We start from the raw sequence: 18,265 nt of genomic DNA, 5'->3' as shown, positions 1-18,265 counted from the left end.
TGTCGTCCGGATTCTCGGCACAGTGTCCATCTGCTCACGGAGAAGATCATCTCGTGCCCTTCCGGCTGGGACAACCCACCGTCACGGTGTCGGCCGCGAACGCCGAGGGTGCGCCGCTCATCGGGCGACGCACCCTCGATCCGTTCCGCTGCGGGAACTACTACTTCGCGCTGACCGACTTACCGGCCGAACGCAGGTCGTTGCAGGCCTCGATGACCCGCTCGGCCATCGAGGTCTCGGCCTTCTTGAGGTAGCTGCGCGGGTCGTAGGTCTTCTTGTTGCCGACCTCGCCGTCGATCTTCAGCACACCGTCGTAGTTGGTGAACATGTGCGCCGCGATCGGACGGGTGAAGGCGTACTGGGTGTCGGTGTCGACGTTCATCTTCACCACGCCGTACCTCAGCGAGTCGTCGATCTCCGACTTCAGCGAGCCCGAGCCGCCGTGGAAGACGAAGTCGAACGGCTTCGCACCGTCACCCAGGCCGAGCTTGGCCGCGGCCACGCGCTGCCCTTCGGCCAGCACCTCGGGCTTGAGCACCACGTTGCCCGGCTTGTAGACCCCGTGCACGTTACCGAACGTGGCGGCGAGCAGATACTTGCCGTTCTCACCGGCGCCCAGGGCGTCGATGGTCTTGGCGAAGTCCTCGGACGAGGTGTAGAGCTTCTCGTTGATCTCGGCCTCGACACCGTCCTCTTCACCGCCGACTACACCGATCTCGACCTCGAGAATGATGTTCGCCGCGGTGGCCTGCTTCAGCAGTTCCTTGGCGATCTCGAGGTTCTCGTCGATCGGGATGGCCGAGCCATCCCACATGTGGGACTGGAACAGCGGGTTCTGCCCGGCCTTGACCCGCTCCTGGGAGATGGCCAGCAGCGGACGGACGAATCCGTCCAGCTTGTCCTTGGGGCAGTGGTCGGTGTGCAGCGCGATCGTGACGTCGTACTTGGCCGCCACCACATGAGCGAACTCCGCCAGCGCGACCGCACCGGTGACCATATCCTTCACACCCTGGCCGGAACCGAATTCGGCGCCGCCGGTGGAGAACTGGATGATGCCGTCACTGCCGGCCTCGGCGAACCCGCGGATGGCCGCGTTGATGGTCTCCGAGGAGGTGCAGTTGATCGCGGGGAAGGCGAAGGAGTTCTCTTTGGCCCGACCGAGCATCTCGGCGTAGACCTCCGGAGTCGCGATGGGCACTGAGTGACCTCCGTATGTGTGCTGCGAACAACAATTCTGTCAGTTCATACCCTAAGTTCACGGCCCGTTGTTGCGAAAGGCGGGCCGGGATCGGGAGCGCTTGCGGCGGACTTGCCGGGCCGGGCACGCACCCGCGTCGACCGCCGGGAGCGGTCCGAAACTCGGTTGACCGAAATTCGCCAACGCCTGAGAGGTTCCCGTGAGGTTCGGTGAGATCGCGCGGTGACCGGTACTGTGGGGCCGTGACCACGCTGGCCATCACGAACGCTCTCGCCGACGGATTCTCCGTCAAGCAGCTGCTCGACCCCATGTATTTGCTGACCGAATCACCGCTCAAGAGCGCGGTGCTGCCGGCCATTCTGGTCATCGTCTTCATCGAGACAGGGCTACTGTTCCCGATTCTGCCGGGCGATTCGCTGCTGTTCACCGGCGGCCTGCTCGCGGCGGTCGAACATCCGCCGGTATCGATTTGGGTGCTCGTTCCGGCGGTGGCGGTGACCGCGATCGCCGGCGATCAGTGCGCCTACTGGATCGGCCGGGCCATCGGGCCGGCGCTGTTCCACAAGGAGGACGGGCGCTTCTTCAAACAGCGCTACATCACCGAGACACACGCGTTCTTCGAAAAGTACGGCCCGAAGACCATCATCCTGGCGCGGTTCGTGCCGGTGGTGCGGACCTTCATGCCGGTGCTCGCGGGCGTGTCGAAAATGGATTACCGCAAATTCCTCACATTCGACATCATTGGTGGCATTCTGTGGGCTGGCGGCATCACGGTCCTCGGGTACTTCCTGGGGAACGTCGGGTTCATTCGCGATCACGTCGAAGCCATCTTCCTGCTGATCGTGTTCGTCTCGATCCTGCCCGCCATCATCTCCGTGGCGAAGAAGCTGCGTAACCACGAGCCGGTGCTCGAGATCGAGGAGCCCACGATGTCCGTACCGACGAACGAACCCACGCACTGACACCATTGCCTGCTACGCCGTTACCCCTTGCACTGGGCGGATTCGATCCGCTGCAGTCCGCCGGGCCGGCACTCGTCTGGACCGTCGTTCTGGTCTTCGTCTTCCTCGAGTGCGCGGTGATCATCGGCCTGTTCCTGCCCGGCGATTCGATGCTGCTGACCGCCGGCATCATCTTCGCCTCACACGAGACCGGGCATACGCAGGTGTGGGCGCTGGTGGTGGCGACCATGCTGGCCGCCATCGCCGGTAACCAGGTGGGGTACGTGATCGGCGCGCGCACCGGCCATCGCTTGATCGCCCGCAAGAACGGCAAATACGTCAACGCCGATAATCTGGCCCGGGTATCGGATCTGCTGCACCGGCACGGGTTCGCGGCGGTGCTTATCGCACGCTGGATTCCGTGGGTGCGCACGCTGTGCCCGCTGGTCGCCGGGGCCGCCGGAATGGATCATCGCCGCTACACCGTGGCCAGTTCGATCGGCGCGGTGGTCTGGGCGCCGATTCTGCTGCTGCTCGGCTACTACACCGGCGGATATCTGAACAAGGTGTCCTGGCTGATGCCGACGGTGAGTGGCTCGCTGGTCGTGGTGCTGATCATCGGCACGATCATCGGTCTGCGGCAGTACCGCGCGGAGATGTCGCGTCCGGCCGAGGACTTCGATGTCGAACTCGAACCCACCGGCCCAACCTTCGAGTCCCCAACCTTCGAGTCCCCAGCCTTCGACTCCCCAGCCTTCGACTCCCAGGGCTTCGAGTCCCAGGGCTTCGACCGAGAGGCTTTCGATTCGGACGCCCTCGACACGCTGCCCCTCGACATCCGGACCACCGACTATCCGGACACCGTGCCGCTGCGCACCGTCCACCCCGAGCGCACGGCCACCGCTGCGCCCGCGCGCATCATGTGGACCGATCCCCGGCACTGATCTGCCGGGCCTGGGGGCCGCCGGCGCACGCTAGAGTCCGGCGGCCGTCACCACCTGCGCGGCCTCCATCAACATCCAGCCCGACAGCTGCACCGACAGATCTCGTTCCGGCGTCCGCGACGAGGTGACCGAACCACTCGCGGTCGATCGTGCGGCCCCGGCGGTGCCGCCCGGCAGCCGTGCCGGTTCGTTCCAAGCGTGGCCGAACAGCGGATCGCCCTCGACCTCGAGCCGGTGGTCCCAGGCAGCGCGGGCCGAGGCCTTCACGATCGCGGCGGCCGAGCGACGGGCCGAGCGTTGCGCAACCTCGTCGCCGGGCAGCATGATCGCCACCAGCGCGAGATAGCGGGCCAGGATCCCGTTGAACAGACCACCGTCCCCGCCGCCCCCGCCGGTGACGACATTGCGTTCCGTCATCCGGTCCTCGACCGCGCGGAGCAATCGCTGTACTCGATCGAGGTGACGAGCCTCTCCGGTCCGGACCGCCAGTTCGGTTTCCAGCCCGAGCACCACGCCCTGGCAGTAGCTGAACGTCGGCCGTTCGATCCGGCCCGAAGGCAGGTGGATGCCGTCGAGGATCAGTCCCGTTTCCGGATCGCGCAGGGTGGCATCGATCCAGTCGGCGATCTGCGCGGCGCGCTCGTGATGCCCCAGACGCGCGAGCGCGATGGCGGCCGGGCCGTTGGCGGGGGCGTTGAAGTAGTCGGAGCCCTTACGCCACGGCACCGCGCCGATCCCCGGCTGCCATCCCGCCATGAGCTGCTGCTCCAGCGCGATCAGCCCGCCGCGCATCTCGGTGATGCCCCGACTGCGTTCGGCCCGCTCCAAAGCGATTGCGAGCCAAGCCATATCGTCGTAGTAGTTGTTGGTCCACCCGGTGATGTTGCGCAGCCGGTGGGCATGCGCGATCGCGACGATACGTTCGGTGCGGGCCGGGGTGGCCTCCCGGTCGGCGGCATCGATCGCACAGTCGACCAGATGGGCCTGCCACCAGTAGTTCCAGCTGAAGAACAACCGTTCCGCGGTGGTGGCGGGCCAGCCCACCACGCCCAGCACGGCCTCCGGCAGCAGCCACAGCCGCCGCAGATGCCGGGACACGACGGCCGATTCGGCCGCATCGGCACGCTGTGCCCAGATATCGGCGCCCGGCTCGGCAGCGGAATCGACTCGTGCGCGCCCCCGCCGCAGATGCGGACGCGGTTGCACGTCGTCGCTCCGCGAGTTCATGGGTACATCGTGCCAGTCCGAGCCCCGATTTCGCGCCCGATTTGTTACGCGATCGACTCGTGTCCGCGACGTGCCAGGTCGGGCCGGTACGCGCGGCGTGTCAGTCCGGCTTCACGGCCACGGACGCGCGGTCCATACGTGCCGCGAGAGCGCGGCAGCGGTCGCGGAACGCGGGCGGCTCCTCGATCACGAAATCGGCGTCGAGGAAGGCGAGCTGTTCGACCATCTGATCGACCGGGGCAACACCGTGGTCGTCATCGAACACAATCTCGACGTCATGCGCGCGGCCGACCGGGTAATCGACGGCCGCGGCACTGCGTGATTCCCGGTGATCACCAGGAACGTTCGAGGTCCGCGTGCTGGGTTATCCACGCATGCATGGCAATTCCGGCGGCGACACCCGCGTTGATACTGCGGGTCGAGCCGAACTGCGCGATCGACACCGTCATGACCGCGGCCCGTTTGGCGGCCTCGGTGACGCCCGGACCCTCCTGGCCGAACAGGAGCAGGCAATCACGCGGCAGCGCAGCCGTTTCCAGCGGCACCGATCCCGGCACGTTGTCGACGGCCACCACGGTGAGATTCTCGCGCTCGGCGAACTCCAGCAGTTCGGCGATATCGCTGTGGTGCACGATGTGCTGATACCGGTCGGTCACCATGGCGCCGCGGCGATTCCAGCGGCGGCGTCCGACGATATGCACCGCGGCGGCGGCGAAGGCATTCGCGGTGCGCACCACCGTGCCGATATTGGCGTCGTGCCCGAAATTCTCGATCGCGATGTGGAACGGATGGCGACGGGTATCGATATCGGCGACGATCGCCTCGCGCGACCAGTACCGGTAGGCGTCGACCACGTTGCGGCGGTCGCCGTGCGCGACCAGTTCCGGGTCCAGACGCGGATCGTCGGGCGGTTCGGTGCCGAATTCGTCGCGCCACGGGCCCACGCCGTGCGGATGCTCACCCCATTCGGTCGGGCCCGGCACATCGCCGTCCGATGGGTCGGGCAGTGGCTGGAGCGGGTGATTCACGCCGGTCATCGTAGCCGCGCTCGAACTGCGCGTTCACCTGCCACAGCGGCCCAGTCCGGCGATCGAGGCCATCGCGTACTTCTCGGTCGCGGAACTGCTCACCAATGTGGTGAAACATTCGGGGGCGACCGCGGCTTGGGTGTCCGTCGCGCCGGCGAGCGCCGCGACGATGATGGTGAGTGTGCGTGACAATGGTCAGGGTGGGGTGCGCCGGCCCGGTCCGGTGGGAGGCGAGTCCCAGGCCGACGCCGATGGGCCGACCGACCGGCTGGTCGGCGACGGTCTGGCCGGGCTGCTCACCGATCGCGGGCACGAGATCGTGGCGATGGTCGGCGATGCGATGCGGCTGAGCGAGATCGTGGCCGAGACCCGCCCCGACGTCGCCGTGGTCGACGTGCGGATGCCGCCCTCGTACACCGACGAAGGTCTGCTCGCCGCCATCGAACTGCGCCGGAAGTTCCCCGGCACCGGAGTCCTCGTGTTCTCCCAGTGGGTCGAAACCCGTTATGCCACCGAACTTCTCGCTGGCGGCGCGGGCGGTGTCGGCTACCTCCTCAAGGACCGGGTAGCCGACGTCCGCGAATTCGTCGACGCCCTGCAGCGCGTCGCCACCGGCGGCACCGCCCTCGACCCCGAGGTGGTGAGCCAGCTGTTCGGCGCTGCCCGGCAACAGGATTCGCTCGCCCGCCTCACCCCGCGCGAACGCGAAGTCCTGGAGCTGATGGCCCAGGGTCTCACCAACGCCTCCATCGCCACCACCCTCACCGTGACCGAACGCGCGGTGGAAAAACACATCGGCAACATCTTCCTGAAGTTGGATCTCCCTCCGTCGGACACCCACCACCGCCGGGTCATGGCGGTGCTGCGCCTGCGGGGGTGACGTGACATCTTCGGGGCGCGCACGCGGAAGGTTGTCGGCCACGGCGGGCCGGCGGTCGAGATCTTGTCACCAGGCTCCCGGCGTATCGATCCCGTCACCAAATTCGCCGAATACGCCGAGGTCGGAATAGCGCACTACTGGCTCGTCGACCTGGACACACCGCCGACGCTCACCGCCTACCGGTTCGTCGACGACTATTACGAACTGGTCGCGGACAACCGATCGGAGGTCCGGCTCGATCTGTCCGGGACCGCGGTTGCCATCGATCTGCACGCGCTGACCGGATAGCGCTGCGAATAGTCCGACACATCCGTAGAACGCTCGCAACGATTTTTGTCCTTCATCGTTTCGGACGAATCGGATCGGTATCGGTGCGTGCGGGGAGACCTACGAGTGGCGGTCGGGGCTTATTCTTGTGGTATCCGCGGGGTGGTGGAGGCGGTTATGGACCACGTACGCATTCTTCGGACCGTGCTCGGGGTGACGGTCGGGTATGTGATTGTGCTCGGGGTCTGGTTGGGGTGGGTGCATCAGCACACGCCGCCGGGGACCGAGCCGTATCAGATCATGGCGTTGGTGGGGGCGTTCGGATCGTGTGTGGGGATCGGGATGTTGCTGGCGCAGCGGCCGACGCGGTCGGATCGGCGGTTGTTGCGGCACGGGCTGGAGGGGTGGGCGACCATCGAGCGGGTGCATCCGCTGCAGTACACCGATCACCACACGGAACTGACCGAACTCGATCTGGAGCTGACCGTTCCCGGTTCGGAGACCTATCGGGGCACGGTCGTTTTCGACGTCGCACCGATCGACCGGCCGAGAATGCATGTGGGTGAGACGATTTCGATCCGGGTGGACCCGGCCGACCGCGACCGGATCATGCTCTGCCTGTGAGCAGCGCCCGCGCGGGCGTGCAACGGCGATGGGGTTCAGTCGAAGTGGGTCGGCGCGGTCAGCAGGTACTGCGCACCGGCATAGGTCGCGAGGATGACGGCCTCGCCCGCGCGGCGGGACCGTGTCGTCCGCGCGAACAGGCGGCGCAGCACGATCAGGCCGTCGGAGAGGGTGAACAGCAGGGCGCCCAGGGCCAGGCGGCTGCGCGGGTCGCTTCCCGGAACCACGGTTCCCGCAACGACTTTCGCACCGGGAGCCAAGGCCGAATCGGAGGCGAGTGTCGCCGCCGTGCCCAGCGTCGCACCGTAGGCGGTCAACGGCGCGGCGATGCGAGGCGCGCGCGCCCGCAACAGCATGGCGGCACCCAGCCACGCGAAGACCCGGGGCGCCGCGACCATCGGCTGCGGCCGCGCACCGCGCCGCCACCAGAGCGCCGAGTATCCGCACTGCATGACCGCGAAGGCGGAAGCGCCCGCGACCAGACGGCGGTCGTCGTCGGGATCTATCAGGAGTAGGTCGCCGACGGTGGCCGCCGCCAGAGACCCGATCAGGAGAGCCCGGTCGGACTGCGATAGCCCCCGGTCACCCGTCGCGCGAGCGGGCTCGGCGTGACCAGGGCCGGCGAATTCGAAGCCGCGCTCGCCCCCTCGTCCGTCCGCCTCGGCACCAGCGGAGAGCTCACCAGCGCTCGGCACGCTCGGGGCGCGCCCGGCCTGCACCGCATCGGCGGCCAGCAGCGGCATGAGCAGCGGCTTGGTGGCCCACTGCCACCGATCCCGCCCGGTGGCGGCACCCAGAACGGTGATCACCGCGGCGCCCACATATGCCGCGCGGAACGGTCGCGCCATTCGGAATCTATCCTTCTCACTCGTCCGCGTCGGCCGGGGGCCCGTGTCGCCATCCGCTCGTCGAAGTATGTGCCGGGCGCAGGCGGACACGCCGGTCGCGGGTCAGAAGCTGGCTTCGATCGGCTTAGGCGGGAGAGTGACAACCTGGCCGGCGTAGCTCAGCCCGGCGCCGAAGCCGAGCAGCAGGGCCAGCTGCCCGCCCTTGGCCTTACCGGTCACCAACATCTCCTCCATGGCCAGCGGGATGGACGCGGCGGAGGTGTTGCCGGTGTTCTCGATGTCGTTGGCCATCGGGATGTCGTCGGCGAGGCCGAGATTCTTCTTCATCAGCTCGTTGATGCGCGCGTTGGCCTGATGCGGCACGAAGACCTCGATATCCTCCTTGGCCACGCCCGACACCTCCAGCGCGGTCGACAGGGCGCGGGGCAAAGTAACTGCGGCCCAACGGAATACGCGCGGTCCCTCCATCCGCAGCGCCATCCGGCCCACCGGCTCCACCTCGGGATCGGTGCCCTGCAGCCTCTCCGCCCTGTCCATGTAGTCGAAGAAGTTGACGTCCTGGGAGATCGCCTCGGCGCTCTCCCCGTCGCTGCCCCACACCGTCGGGGAGATGCCGTTGACGTCGCTGGGGCCGACCACGACCGCACCGGCGCCGTCGCCGAAAATCATGGCGGTCCCACGGTCGGTCGGGTCGAGTCCGACCGTCATGGTTTCCGCACCGATCACCAGCACATATTCGACGGAACCGGCCCGGATCAAATCGGCCGCCACACCGAGGGCATAGCCGAATCCGCCGCAACCGGAGGTGAGGTCGAAAGCCGGGATACCGTTCATCCCGAGATCGCAGGCGACCGAGGGTGCGCCGTGCGGGGTGAGCTTGAGCCAGCTGGAAGTAGCCAGAATCAGCGCGCTGATCTTGCTGCGATCGATACCGCTGTTGATGATGGCCCGCTCCCCGGCGGCCGCCGACATGGATCGCAGGGTCTCGTCACCGCTGATCCAGCGACGATTGCGGATGCCGGTTCGCTCGAAGATCCACTCCGGGGTGGAATCGAGAACCTCGCAGACGTCGGCGTTGCTGACGATACGCTTCGGCCGGTATGCCCCGATGCCGAGCATCGCAACATTCTCGCGACCCTCGTTGACTGCAATGCTCACCACAGGAGACTCACTCGACCCTTCACGCTGTCGTACATAAGACCAGCGTCCAGGCTAGCCCAGGCTCGAATGTCACCCCAGAGCCAGATCCTTCAGGCCCAGAATGGAACGGTACTCCAGCCCCTCCTCGGCAATCACCTGGTCGGCCCCGGTCTCGCGATCGACCACGGTGGCGACGCCGACCACGGTCGCGCCGGCCTCGCGCAGAGCCCGGACCGCGGTCAGCGGCGAATTGCCGGTGGTCGTGGTGTCCTCGACGACGAGCACGCGCTTACCGGAGATCTCCGGCCCCTCGATCTGGCGCTGCATACCGTGCGTCTTGGCGGCCTTGCGCACCACGAACGCGTCCAGCGGGCGGCCGGGGGCGTGCAGCATCGCCAGCGCCACCGGATCCGCACCCATGGTGAGCCCGCCGACGGCGTCGAATTCCCAGTCCGACACCAGCTCTCGTAGCAGGGTGCCGATCAGCGGCGCCGCCTGATGGTGCAGGGTCGCCCGGCGCAGATCGACGTAGTAGTCGGCCTCCTTACCGGAGGACAGGGTCACCCGGCCGTGCACGACGGCGAGTTCCCGGACCAGCTCGGCCAATCTGTCGCGGTCGGTGGTGGATTCGATCATGTGGGTTATGTCCTTCCCCGTGCGTTGAACATGCCTCGGTTGAGCCGGGTCACCAGATTCCGCGGGATAAGCCCGGCGACGGTGGTGAGCGCCTTGTACTGCACCCCGGGCACACTGATCACCCGATTCTTCTCCAAATCCTGCAGCGAACCGGACACCACCTGATCGACCTCGAGCCACAGGGGCTTCGGTAGCGACGACATCTCGATTCCGGCGCGCTCGTGAAATTCCGTGTGCACGAATCCCGGGCACAGCGCCTGCACCCGGACCCCGGTCCCGGCCAGTCCGCCGGCCAGACCCTCGGTCAAGGATATGACGTAGGCCTTGGAGGCCGAATAGGTCGAGCCGCGGCCCGGTACCAGCCCGGCCACACTGGCGACATTGACCACCGAACCCTTGGCGGCGGCGATCATCGGCGGCAGTGCGGCACGCGTCAATTGCAGCACCGCGGTGACATTGACATCCAATTGGGCCTGCAATTGCCGCGGTTCCACGGTCCAGAACTCACCCGAGATACCGAATCCGGCATTGTTGACCAGGAAGTCCACGCCCTCGCCGAGCCGCTCGGCGACGGTGTCGCGGTCCTGCTCGCGCGCCAAGTCCGCGGCCAGGATCTCGCTGCGGGTATCGAAGCGGTGCCGCAATTCCGCGGCGAGGGCGGTCAGGCGTTGCTCGTCGCGCGCCACCAGCACGAGGTCGTAGCCGAGGGAGGCCAGCCGGGTGGCGTAGCCCTGGCCGATGCCGGAGGTTGGTCCGGTCACCAGGGCGACCGGACGGGTGGCACCGGGGAGGCGTGCGGCCCCCGGGTGTGCGGGGCTATCGGTCATGGGTCGTCAACCACCTAGTGTCGGGCGGATAATCCCGGTGCCCGGACACCGGTTCGCGAACCGGACCGGTCACCGCGGTGCGGGGCCCTGATAGGGACGGAACCCCGGATGGAACGGACCGCCCGGCCGCTGCGGCAGCTCGCTCTCGGCCTGCTGTTCGTCGAAATCCTCTGCGGCCGAATCGTTTTCCTCGCCCTCGAAGAATTCCTCGGCGGGCGGCCAGTTACGGCGGACCCGGTTGCGGGGGTCCGGTACCACCGCGAGCGCCGGGCGGCGCGGCGGCTGCTGCTCGGCCTCGCCCGCGAGATCACCGACCGGCGGGGCGATCACGCCGGACTCCCGCTCCACCGAATCGGATGCCGGGCGTTCGCCGGAGTTACGGGCGTCGCCGGGGCGGGGGCCGGCCGGTGCTTCGGTGCCGCCGCGAGCGATGCTTCCGCGGTCGCTGCCGTCCACGTCCTCGTGTGCGAACCGGCTCCGGCCGCCGTGCCCTTCGCCGTCCCGGGGACCGGATGCCCGCTCGTCGCGGACATCGTGGTCGTCGTCGCTCCGGTCGTCTCGACCGTGCTCGTCGTCGAATTCGTCGTCGAATTCGCCGTCGAACTCGTCGTCGAATTCGTCGTCGTCGAAGCGCTCGAACCGGTCGTCGTAATCCTGATCGCGGTAGCCCCGGTCGGCCCGGTCGTCGTAGCTCCGGTCCGGGTAGTCCTGGTCCCCGTAGTCCTGGTCCCCATAGCTCTGGTCCCCGTAGTCCTGGTCCCCGTAGCTCTGGTCCCCGTAGTCCTGATCGCGGTAGCCCTGGGCGGCTTCACCGGTTTCGTCGTCGGTAGCCGGGCGAGGACGACCGGGATCGTGCTGATCGGATTCCAGCCGGCCGCGGTCGCCTCCGGCCACCGGCGGCAGCACATGCAGCAGACCCGAGAGCCGCAGCACGGCATCGATCGCGGCCTCCCAATCCTTGGCCGCGGTGCCGACCGGCAACATGCCCAGCGTCCAGTTGCCCTCACTCCACAACTGCTGCACGGTGTGGGGCAGCGTTTCGATGAAGTGGACCATCCGCTGGTCGACGGCGTGGCGAGCGACGTCCGGATTGGTCGCGAAGACCACGCGGTCGCCGATCGCACCGAGCAGTTCCAGATCGGCGTCCTTGGGCGGGGAGGCGGTCTTGAGGCGCAGGTCGATATCGATGTCCGAGCCGATCTGGCGGCGCACGGCGACCAACGTCGCGGCATCCTCCAGATCGAACAGAACGAACTTCTCGCCCTTGCGATTACCGGAAACCACATCGATCGGGGACAGATACCCTAGTTTGGCCATCGCGCCCCGCCGCCATGTCGATGCCAGCGACGGTTCGACCGAAACGTAGGTGTATCCCTGGGATTTGGCCCAGACCTGCCGTACGTGTCCGGTCCGCTGCCGCTGCACGCGATCGAAATACAGCAGTACGATCGCACCTACCAGTGCGATCGCCGCGAGGCCGAACCAGATTGCTGCTGTCATCGCACCTGAGTCTAGTGGGTTCGGGTGCAATTGCTCGCGCTCGTTCGTCCCGCGGTTCGCGCCTGCCTGCCGACGTCACACCCCCGAGCGGGCGCGGCAGTGACGACGCAACCCGCCGCGGCGATGCGGCGGCGACTACCTCGGCAGCTGGGTGCTGATGATGATCTTCGCCTTGATGGACCCGTCCGGGTTCTTGTCCCCCTGCACGACCACCATGTCGCCCTCTTTCAAATCGGACACCTTCCCGGATCCCATCGAGATCACCTGGGTCTGCGCATCCGTGTGCACGGTGACCGAGTTGCCCAGCAGCGACTGCAGCATGATGGTCGTCCCGTCGTTGCTGTTCACCGTCCCCATGGTCGCCCCGAGACCGTCGATGTCGCCGAGGCCCGGTAGCTGCGGAAGGCTGGGTTGCGCGCCGCCGGACGGGTTCGGCGGGACGACCGGTACGCGCGTCGGCGCGGGCCGGCCGGTAGCGGCCGCATCGGAGGACGAGGAGTCGTTGCCGGCGAGCAGCAGGCCCGCGGCGATGCCGCCGAGGACCACCAGGACGAAGACGGCCGCGGTCAGCGCGATCCACAGGCCGGTGCGGCGGCGGCGCGGCGGTTCGACGGGCAGTCCGGTCGGCCCGACCGCTCCCTGCGGGCCGGTGCCGCCGGGTGCGCCGGAACCGTAAGGGGGATATTCACCGGGTTCGCTGTACCCGGATTCGTAGCCGCCCCATTGGCTGTCATAGGGCGGAAGTTCGCGGGTCGCGTTCGGGCCGGGCGCTTGTTCGAAGTACCGGCCCTGATATTCGGGATGGGACGGGAATTCGTAGGGCGCGGTGTGTTCGTAGGGCCCGGGATGTCCGTAGGGACGAGTGCTCTCGTACGGCTCAGGGCTCTGACCGTACGCTTCCGAGTATTCCGTCGTGTGGGTAGCGCCGTCGTCCGGATGCCGGCCCGACGCGCCGAGCTTCTCGGTCGGCGTATCGGGTGAATCCGGACGCTGCGCCCACGGGTCGCTCGGATTCGTCATGCTCACCAGGGTAGGTGCAGATCGGCGTTGCATCAGCGAAGTGCGGCAACCCCGCGACAACCTCGCGACAACCTCGCGACAACCTCGCGACAACCCCGCGACAACCCCGCGACAACCTCGGAATCGGGGCGGGCGGAATCCGGCGGATACGCCGGGGCGCGGTGTGCGATTCACTCACACACCGCGCCCGGAAAATCGAGCCCGATAGTCGAGCCCGATAGTCGAGCCCCGGACGGCTCGGTCGTCACCGTCCGACGATCAGCCCGTCGCCGTCGGGTGCGACGTTGACCTTCACCAGGTCGCCGTCGGTGACCTCACCGGCCAGCAGTTCCTTGGCCAGCGAATCGCCGATGGCCTGCTGGATCAGCCGGCGCAGCGGCCGGGCGCCGTAGACCGGGTCGTAGCCGCGCACGGCCAGCCAGAACCGCGCCGAATCGCTGACGTCCAGCTTCAGCCGCCGCTGCGAGAGCCGCTTCTGCAGCTGCGCCAACTGGATGTCGACGATGTTCTCGAGCTGCTCCTCGTTGAGCGTGGAGAACATCACCACGTCGTCGAGGCGGTTGAGGAATTCCGGTTTGAACGCCGAACGCACGGCGTTCATCACGAACTCCTTGTCGCCACCGGCACCCAGGTTCGAGGTGAGGATGAGGATGGTGTTGCGGAAGTCCACCGTGCGGCCTTGGCCGTCGGTGAGCCGCCCCTCGTCCAGTACCTGCAGCAGGATGTCGAAGACGTCGGGATGCGCCTTCTCGATCTCGTCGAACAGCACCACCGTGTACGGCCGTCGCCGGACCGCCTCGGTGAGCTGGCCGCCCTGGTCGTAGCCGACATATCCGGGCGGGGCGCCGACGAGGCGAGCCACCGAATGCTTTTCGGAGTACTCGCTCATATCGATGCGGGTCATGGCGCGCTCGTCGTCGAACAGGAAATCCGCCAGGGCCTTCGCCAGCTCGGTCTTACCGACACCGGTGGGTCCGACGAACATGAACGAGCCCGTGGGCCGGTTGGGGTCGGCGACCCCGGCCCGGGCGCGGCGCACCGCGTCGGAGACCGCGGTGACGGCCTCGGCCTGTCCGACCACCCGATGACCGAGTTCCTCCTCCATCCGCAGCAGCTTCTGGGTTTCACCCTCGAGCATGCGGCCGACCGGGATGCCGGTCCACGAGGAGACCACTTCGGCGATGTCGTCCGGACCGACCTCCTCCTTGAGCATCACCTCGTCCTCGAGACTGCCGCTGCCGGCCTTGCCTGCGTTCTTCTCGGCCTCCGCGAGCTGCTTCTCGAGCTGCGGGATGCGGCCGTACCGCAGTTCGGCGGCCTTGCCGAGATCACCGTCGCGTTCGGCGCGCTCGGATTCACCGCGCAGCGACTCCAGCTGCTCCTTGATGGTGCGGACCGAGTCGATGGCCTGCTTCTCGTTCTGCCAGCGCGCCATCAGCTGGTTCAGCTTCTCGCGGTCGTCGGCCAGTTCCTGGCGCAACTTCTCGAGTCGCTGCTTGGACGCCTCGTCGGTTTCCTTGGCAAGGGCGACCTCCTCGATCTCGAGGCGGCGCACCGCCCGTTCGACCTCGTCGATCTCGACCGGCCGCGAGTCGATCTCCATGCGCAGCCGCGAGGCCGACTCGTCGACCAGGTCGATCGCCTTGTCGGGCAGGAACCGCGAGGTGATGTAGCGATCGCTGAGGGTCGCGGCGGCCACCAGTGCGGAGTCGGTGATCCGCACACCGTGGTGCACCTCGTAGCGCTCCTTGAGGCCGCGCAGGATGCCGATGGTGTCCTCCACCGACGGCTCGCCGACCAGCACCTGCTGGAAGCGGCGCTCCAGGGCGGCGTCCTTCTCGATGTGCTGACGATATTCGTCGAGCGTGGTCGCACCGACCAGGCGCAGTTCACCGCGCGCCAGCATCGGCTTGATCATATTGCCGGCGTCCATCGCCGATTCGCCGGTCGCGCCGGCGCCGACGATGGTGTGCAGCTCGTCGATGAACGTAATGATCTGTCCGGCACTGGATTTGATCTCCTCCAGCACCGCCTTGAGCCGTTCTTCGAACTCACCGCGGTACTTCGCACCGGCCACCATCGCACCGAGGTCGAGCGAGACCAGCGTCTTGCCGCGCAGCGATTCCGGAACGTCCCCGGCGACGATGCGCTGGGCCAGCCCCTCGACGATGGCGGTCTTACCGACACCGGGCTCACCGATGAGGACCGGGTTGTTCTTGGTGCGCCGGCTCAGCACCTGCACCACGCGCCGGATCTCGGTGTCGCGGCCGATGACCGGATCGAGTTTGCCCTCGCGCGCGGCGGCGGTCAGGTCGGTGGAGTACTTCTCCAGCGCCTGATAGGTGCCCTCGGGGTCGGCGCTGGTCACGCGGGTGTTGCCACGGACGGCCGTGAATGCCTCCCGCAGCGCGTCCGCGGTGGCGCCGTACTTCAACAGCAGCTGAGAGACATCGGAGTCGCCTTCGGCGAGACCCACCACGACATGCTCGGTGGAGACGTACTCGTCGCCGAGTTCGGTGGCGAGGCGCTGGCCGGCGGTGAGCGCGGCGAGCGCTTCCCGGCCGAGCTGCGGTTGCGTGGTGGCGCCGGTCGCGCGGGGCAGCCGGTCGACGATGTCCTGTGCCTCGCGTCGCACCGTTGCCGGGTCGACCGCGACAGCCTTGAGCAGCGGGGCGGCGATGCCGTCGGTTTGATCCAGCAGCGCCACCAGCAAGTGCGCCGGGCGAATCTCCGGATTTCCGGCGGCCGAAGCCGCCTGCAGGGCAGCCGTCAGGGCAGCCTGAGTCTTGGTGGTGGGGTTGAACGAGTCCACGATCACCTTCCTACGGTCGTCTCGCGTTGTTGTCGGTCGGGTCCGGGCGGGCCGACGCTTCTGGACAGTTCAACGCGGTAGGAGTTGAGTCTGTTCCGCTCAAGTTTGACATATTTCAGGAATCTCCCGCCAATCGTTTCACCCTTGTTGGATCTGGGTAAAGTGATCCGCTCGTCACCGCACGACCACGGATTTTTCGGGGATACTGGTGCGCGGAGGCCGACGACACGGCAGCTGTTGTCGGATCACACCGGAGGAAAGGAAACTCGACGTCGTGGATGCGCGTTCGGCAGCGCTGGTCCGCGCCAACTTCCGGTCGATCGTCGAGGCGCCGCAAGGGCCCGAACGATTGGTCGGCGCGTTTTACAGGCACCTGTTCGCGGAGGCTCCCCGCCTGCGCGAATTGTTCCCGCACACGATGGATATGCAGCCCAAGCGGGTTGTCACCGCCATCCAGTTCGTGCTGGATCATCTGGAGAACTGGGACCGCGCGCAGCGGTTCCTCGAACAGTTGGCTCTCGACCACCGCAAATACGGTGTCGAGGCGGCACATTACGATGCCGCCGGACGCGCGTTGCTCGCTGCCTTCGTGACCTACAACGGTCCGCTCTGGACACCCGATCTGGAGGACGGCTGGCGCGATATCGCCATCCTGATCTCGGCCTCGATGGCCATCGGCGCCAATTCCGACACGTCGCGACCGTACTGGGAGGCGACGGTGGTCGGACATCGGCGCGTACTCGACGACCTGGCGATCGTGCGCCTGCAGTCCGACGAGCCGATCCCCTATCAGGCGGGGCAATACGTACCGGTCTCGATCCCGCAGCGGCCGAAGATGTGGCGGTATCTGTCCCCGGCCATTCCCACGAACCCGTACGGCGAGATCGAGTTCCACGTCCGCAAGATCCGCACCGGCTGGGTCAGCCCCGCGATCGTCGGCGAAACCGAGGTCGGCGACACCTGGTTGATCGCCGGGCCGCTGGGCGGCCTGCACATCGACACCGAATCCCAGCGCGACGTGCTGATGATCGGCTCCGGTACCGGAATCGCCCCGCTGCGGGCCCAGCTGATCGAGATGGGCCGGCGCGGCGTGAACCCGCGCGTGCACTTCTTTATCGGCGGCCGCTATCCGTGCGATCTGTACGACGTGGAGAACATGTGGCAGCTGTCGCTGAGCAATCCGTGGCTGACGGTCGTGCCGGTCTGTGAGAGCGACTCGAATCCGTGGTGGCATCCGCATCCGCCCGCGGACCCGCCGTACGGCATGCATCGGCGGCTGATCGGCAATCTGGGCGCGGTCGTGGCCAGCTTCGGCTCGTGGTCGGATCGGCAGATCCAGATCGCCGGATCGGCGCGGATGATCGCCGATACCAAGCGCGCGCTGCTGGCGGTGGGCACGCCCGAACACATCATCAGCGCCGACCCGGTGTGAGCGGCAATCGGTAGGCAACCGGGCGTCCACGGCGTACCTTGGTGGGCGGGCGTGAGCGCACGGGACTGCGCCCGGCACAAGACTTTTCGGGGGCGGCAGCCGTCCCTCGGATCACAGGAGGAACGGTGACGTTGGGTCCGGACGAGACCGGGGAGATTCGGCTGGATGCGCCGACGGAATGGTCGTCGACCGTCGTCGGACATCATCGGCTGCGCCACGATCTCGCGGTGGTCCGGTTGATCGGCGAATTCGTCCCGTTCGAACCGGGCCAATCGGTCGAGGTCCAGATTCCGCAGCATCCGGGTATGCGACGGCGGTTGTCGCCCGCGCTTCCGCCCTCGCTGGACGGCAAGCTCGAATTCCACGTCCGCACCGTCCCGGGCGGATGGTGCAGCGGATCGATCGTCACCGAAACGGCTCCCGGCGACGAGTGGCGGATCAGCGCTCCCGCCGGGTGGCTGAGTGTCGAGCCCGACACCACCGATCTCGTGATGATCGCCGGCGGAACGGGTTTGGCGCCGATGCGCTCGCTCCTGCTGGATCTGTCCCGCCGTCCGGAACCGCCGCGCACCCATCTGTTCATCGGCGGACGCAGCCCGCGCGACCTCTACGCCTCCGATATGCTCTACCTGCTCGCTGGCGAAATGCCTTGGCTCACAGTGATTCCCGTAGTCGAGAAGGCCGAGGACCCAAATTGGGTCGACCAGTGGTACGAGAGTTGCCGCGTCGATGTCGGATTCGATCTCGACGAGATGATGGAGGGCACGCTGGCCGATGTGGTGGGCGATATGGGCCCGCTGCTGCACCACCAGGTCCTGGTGTGCGGCTCGCCCGGAATGACCCAAGCCACGCTGGAACGCCTGGTCAACACCGGCACACCACCGGAGGCTATCCGCTTCGACGGGTACTGAGGGGTGGTGCCGCGGCTGTCGCTGTCCACT

General features: G+C 67.3%; 18 protein-coding genes and 1 pseudogene. 8 read left to right on the top strand and 11 right to left on the bottom strand.

Features of this window, described 5'->3' with window-relative positions:
- Positions 1-160: 160 nt before the first annotated feature.
- Positions 161-1,198 (bottom strand): class II fructose-bisphosphate aldolase, encoded by a 1,038-nt coding sequence (gene fbaA, locus C5E41_RS06025; protein ID WP_104374809.1) that lies wholly within the window; start codon positions 1,196-1,198, stop codon positions 161-163.
- A 308-nt stretch (positions 1,199-1,506) separates the two neighbouring features.
- On the opposite strand from fbaA, the gene C5E41_RS06020 reads away from it, so the two are divergent.
- Both C5E41_RS06020 and C5E41_RS06015 read left to right on the top strand, forming a co-directional pair.
- On the top strand, positions 1,507-2,160 hold the full coding sequence (locus C5E41_RS06020) for a DedA family protein (RefSeq protein WP_104374874.1): 654 nt from the start codon (positions 1,507-1,509) through the stop codon (positions 2,158-2,160).
- Positions 2,157-2,828, top strand: a pseudogene (locus tag C5E41_RS06015) (DedA family protein); the annotation flags it as partial. The gene C5E41_RS06020 and the pseudogene C5E41_RS06015, both read left to right, overlap by 4 nt.
- Before the next feature lie 285 nt (positions 2,829-3,113).
- On the opposite strand, the gene C5E41_RS06010 reads toward C5E41_RS06015, so the two are convergent.
- Complete coding sequence (locus C5E41_RS06010) at positions 3,114-4,310, bottom strand: glycoside hydrolase family 76 protein (protein WP_104374808.1); 1,197 nt, start codon at positions 4,308-4,310, stop codon at positions 3,114-3,116.
- A gap of 97 nt (positions 4,311-4,407) precedes the next feature.
- Here C5E41_RS06010 and C5E41_RS06005 point away from each other — a divergent pair, with 97 nt between their 5' ends.
- Entirely contained in the window at positions 4,408-4,632 is a 225-nt protein-coding gene (locus C5E41_RS06005; RefSeq protein WP_146097470.1) for a hypothetical protein, read from the top strand.
- Between the two features lie 10 nt (positions 4,633-4,642).
- Here C5E41_RS06005 and C5E41_RS06000 read toward each other — a convergent pair whose 3' ends face one another.
- Together C5E41_RS06000 and C5E41_RS33685 are read right to left on the bottom strand one after the other, a co-directional pair.
- Positions 4,643-5,347 (bottom strand): TrmH family RNA methyltransferase, encoded by a 705-nt coding sequence (locus C5E41_RS06000; protein WP_104374806.1) that lies wholly within the window; start codon positions 5,345-5,347, stop codon positions 4,643-4,645.
- Between the two features lie 24 nt (positions 5,348-5,371).
- The gene (locus tag C5E41_RS33685) at positions 5,372-5,530 is read right to left on the bottom strand and encodes a hypothetical protein (RefSeq protein ID WP_181063121.1); all 159 of its coding nucleotides are present in this window, start codon (positions 5,528-5,530) and stop codon (positions 5,372-5,374) included.
- A 76-nt stretch (positions 5,531-5,606) separates the two neighbouring features.
- Here C5E41_RS33685 and C5E41_RS05995 point away from each other — a divergent pair, with 76 nt between their 5' ends.
- The 3 genes from C5E41_RS05995 (at position 5,607) to C5E41_RS05985 (ending at position 7,109) form a co-directional block, all read left to right on the top strand.
- Positions 5,607-6,218: a LuxR C-terminal-related transcriptional regulator gene (locus C5E41_RS05995; protein ID WP_439956436.1), complete on the top strand. Its 612-nt coding sequence runs from the start codon at positions 5,607-5,609 to the stop codon at positions 6,216-6,218.
- Between the two features lie 63 nt (positions 6,219-6,281).
- Complete coding sequence (locus C5E41_RS05990; protein ID WP_308706069.1) at positions 6,282-6,506, top strand: Uma2 family endonuclease; 225 nt, start codon at positions 6,282-6,284, stop codon at positions 6,504-6,506.
- A 156-nt stretch (positions 6,507-6,662) separates the two neighbouring features.
- Positions 6,663-7,109, top strand: a complete 447-nt coding sequence (locus C5E41_RS05985; RefSeq protein ID WP_104374804.1) for a hypothetical protein — start codon at positions 6,663-6,665, stop codon at positions 7,107-7,109.
- A gap of 35 nt (positions 7,110-7,144) precedes the next feature.
- Here C5E41_RS05985 and C5E41_RS05980 read toward each other — a convergent pair whose 3' ends face one another.
- The 7 genes from C5E41_RS05980 to clpB all read right to left on the bottom strand — a co-directional run bounded on the left by C5E41_RS05980 (position 7,145) and on the right by clpB (position 15,892).
- A complete protein-coding gene (locus C5E41_RS05980) occupies positions 7,145-7,957 on the bottom strand; it encodes a lysoplasmalogenase family protein (RefSeq protein WP_104374803.1) in 813 nt (270 codons plus the stop codon).
- Between the two features lie 102 nt (positions 7,958-8,059).
- Complete coding sequence (locus C5E41_RS05975; protein WP_104374802.1) at positions 8,060-9,118, bottom strand: beta-ketoacyl-ACP synthase III; 1,059 nt, start codon at positions 9,116-9,118, stop codon at positions 8,060-8,062.
- A 69-nt stretch (positions 9,119-9,187) separates the two neighbouring features.
- The gene (gene pyrE / locus C5E41_RS05970; RefSeq protein ID WP_062967784.1) at positions 9,188-9,733 is read right to left on the bottom strand and encodes an orotate phosphoribosyltransferase; all 546 of its coding nucleotides are present in this window, start codon (positions 9,731-9,733) and stop codon (positions 9,188-9,190) included.
- A gap of 5 nt (positions 9,734-9,738) precedes the next feature.
- The gene (locus C5E41_RS05965; RefSeq protein ID WP_104374801.1) at positions 9,739-10,560 is read right to left on the bottom strand and encodes an SDR family NAD(P)-dependent oxidoreductase; all 822 of its coding nucleotides are present in this window, start codon (positions 10,558-10,560) and stop codon (positions 9,739-9,741) included.
- 69 nt (positions 10,561-10,629) lie between these two features.
- Positions 10,630-12,060, bottom strand: coding sequence for a hypothetical protein (locus C5E41_RS34800; protein WP_258080762.1), 1,431 nt, complete (start codon positions 12,058-12,060; stop codon positions 10,630-10,632).
- Positions 12,061-12,195: 135 nt separating this feature from the next.
- A complete protein-coding gene (locus tag C5E41_RS05955; protein WP_104374800.1) occupies positions 12,196-13,080 on the bottom strand; it encodes a DUF5666 domain-containing protein in 885 nt (294 codons plus the stop codon).
- A 244-nt stretch (positions 13,081-13,324) separates the two neighbouring features.
- Positions 13,325-15,892 (bottom strand): ATP-dependent chaperone ClpB, encoded by a 2,568-nt coding sequence (gene clpB, locus C5E41_RS05950; protein WP_104374872.1) that lies wholly within the window; start codon positions 15,890-15,892, stop codon positions 13,325-13,327.
- A gap of 274 nt (positions 15,893-16,166) precedes the next feature.
- Between clpB and C5E41_RS05945 the strand changes: the two genes are divergently transcribed.
- Positions 16,167-17,324, top strand: coding sequence for an FAD-binding oxidoreductase (locus C5E41_RS05945; RefSeq protein ID WP_104374799.1), 1,158 nt, complete (start codon positions 16,167-16,169; stop codon positions 17,322-17,324).
- 125 nt (positions 17,325-17,449) lie between these two features.
- On the top strand, positions 17,450-18,235 hold the full coding sequence (locus C5E41_RS05940) for an FAD-binding oxidoreductase (RefSeq protein WP_104374798.1): 786 nt from the start codon (positions 17,450-17,452) through the stop codon (positions 18,233-18,235).
- The last annotated feature ends 30 nt before the right edge of the window (positions 18,236-18,265 follow it).

It is taken from the genome of Nocardia nova (assembly GCF_002933465.1).
GTDB lineage: Bacteria > Actinomycetota > Actinomycetes > Mycobacteriales > Mycobacteriaceae > Nocardia > Nocardia nova_B.
This window is presented reverse-complemented; position numbering and strand designations above follow the sequence as displayed.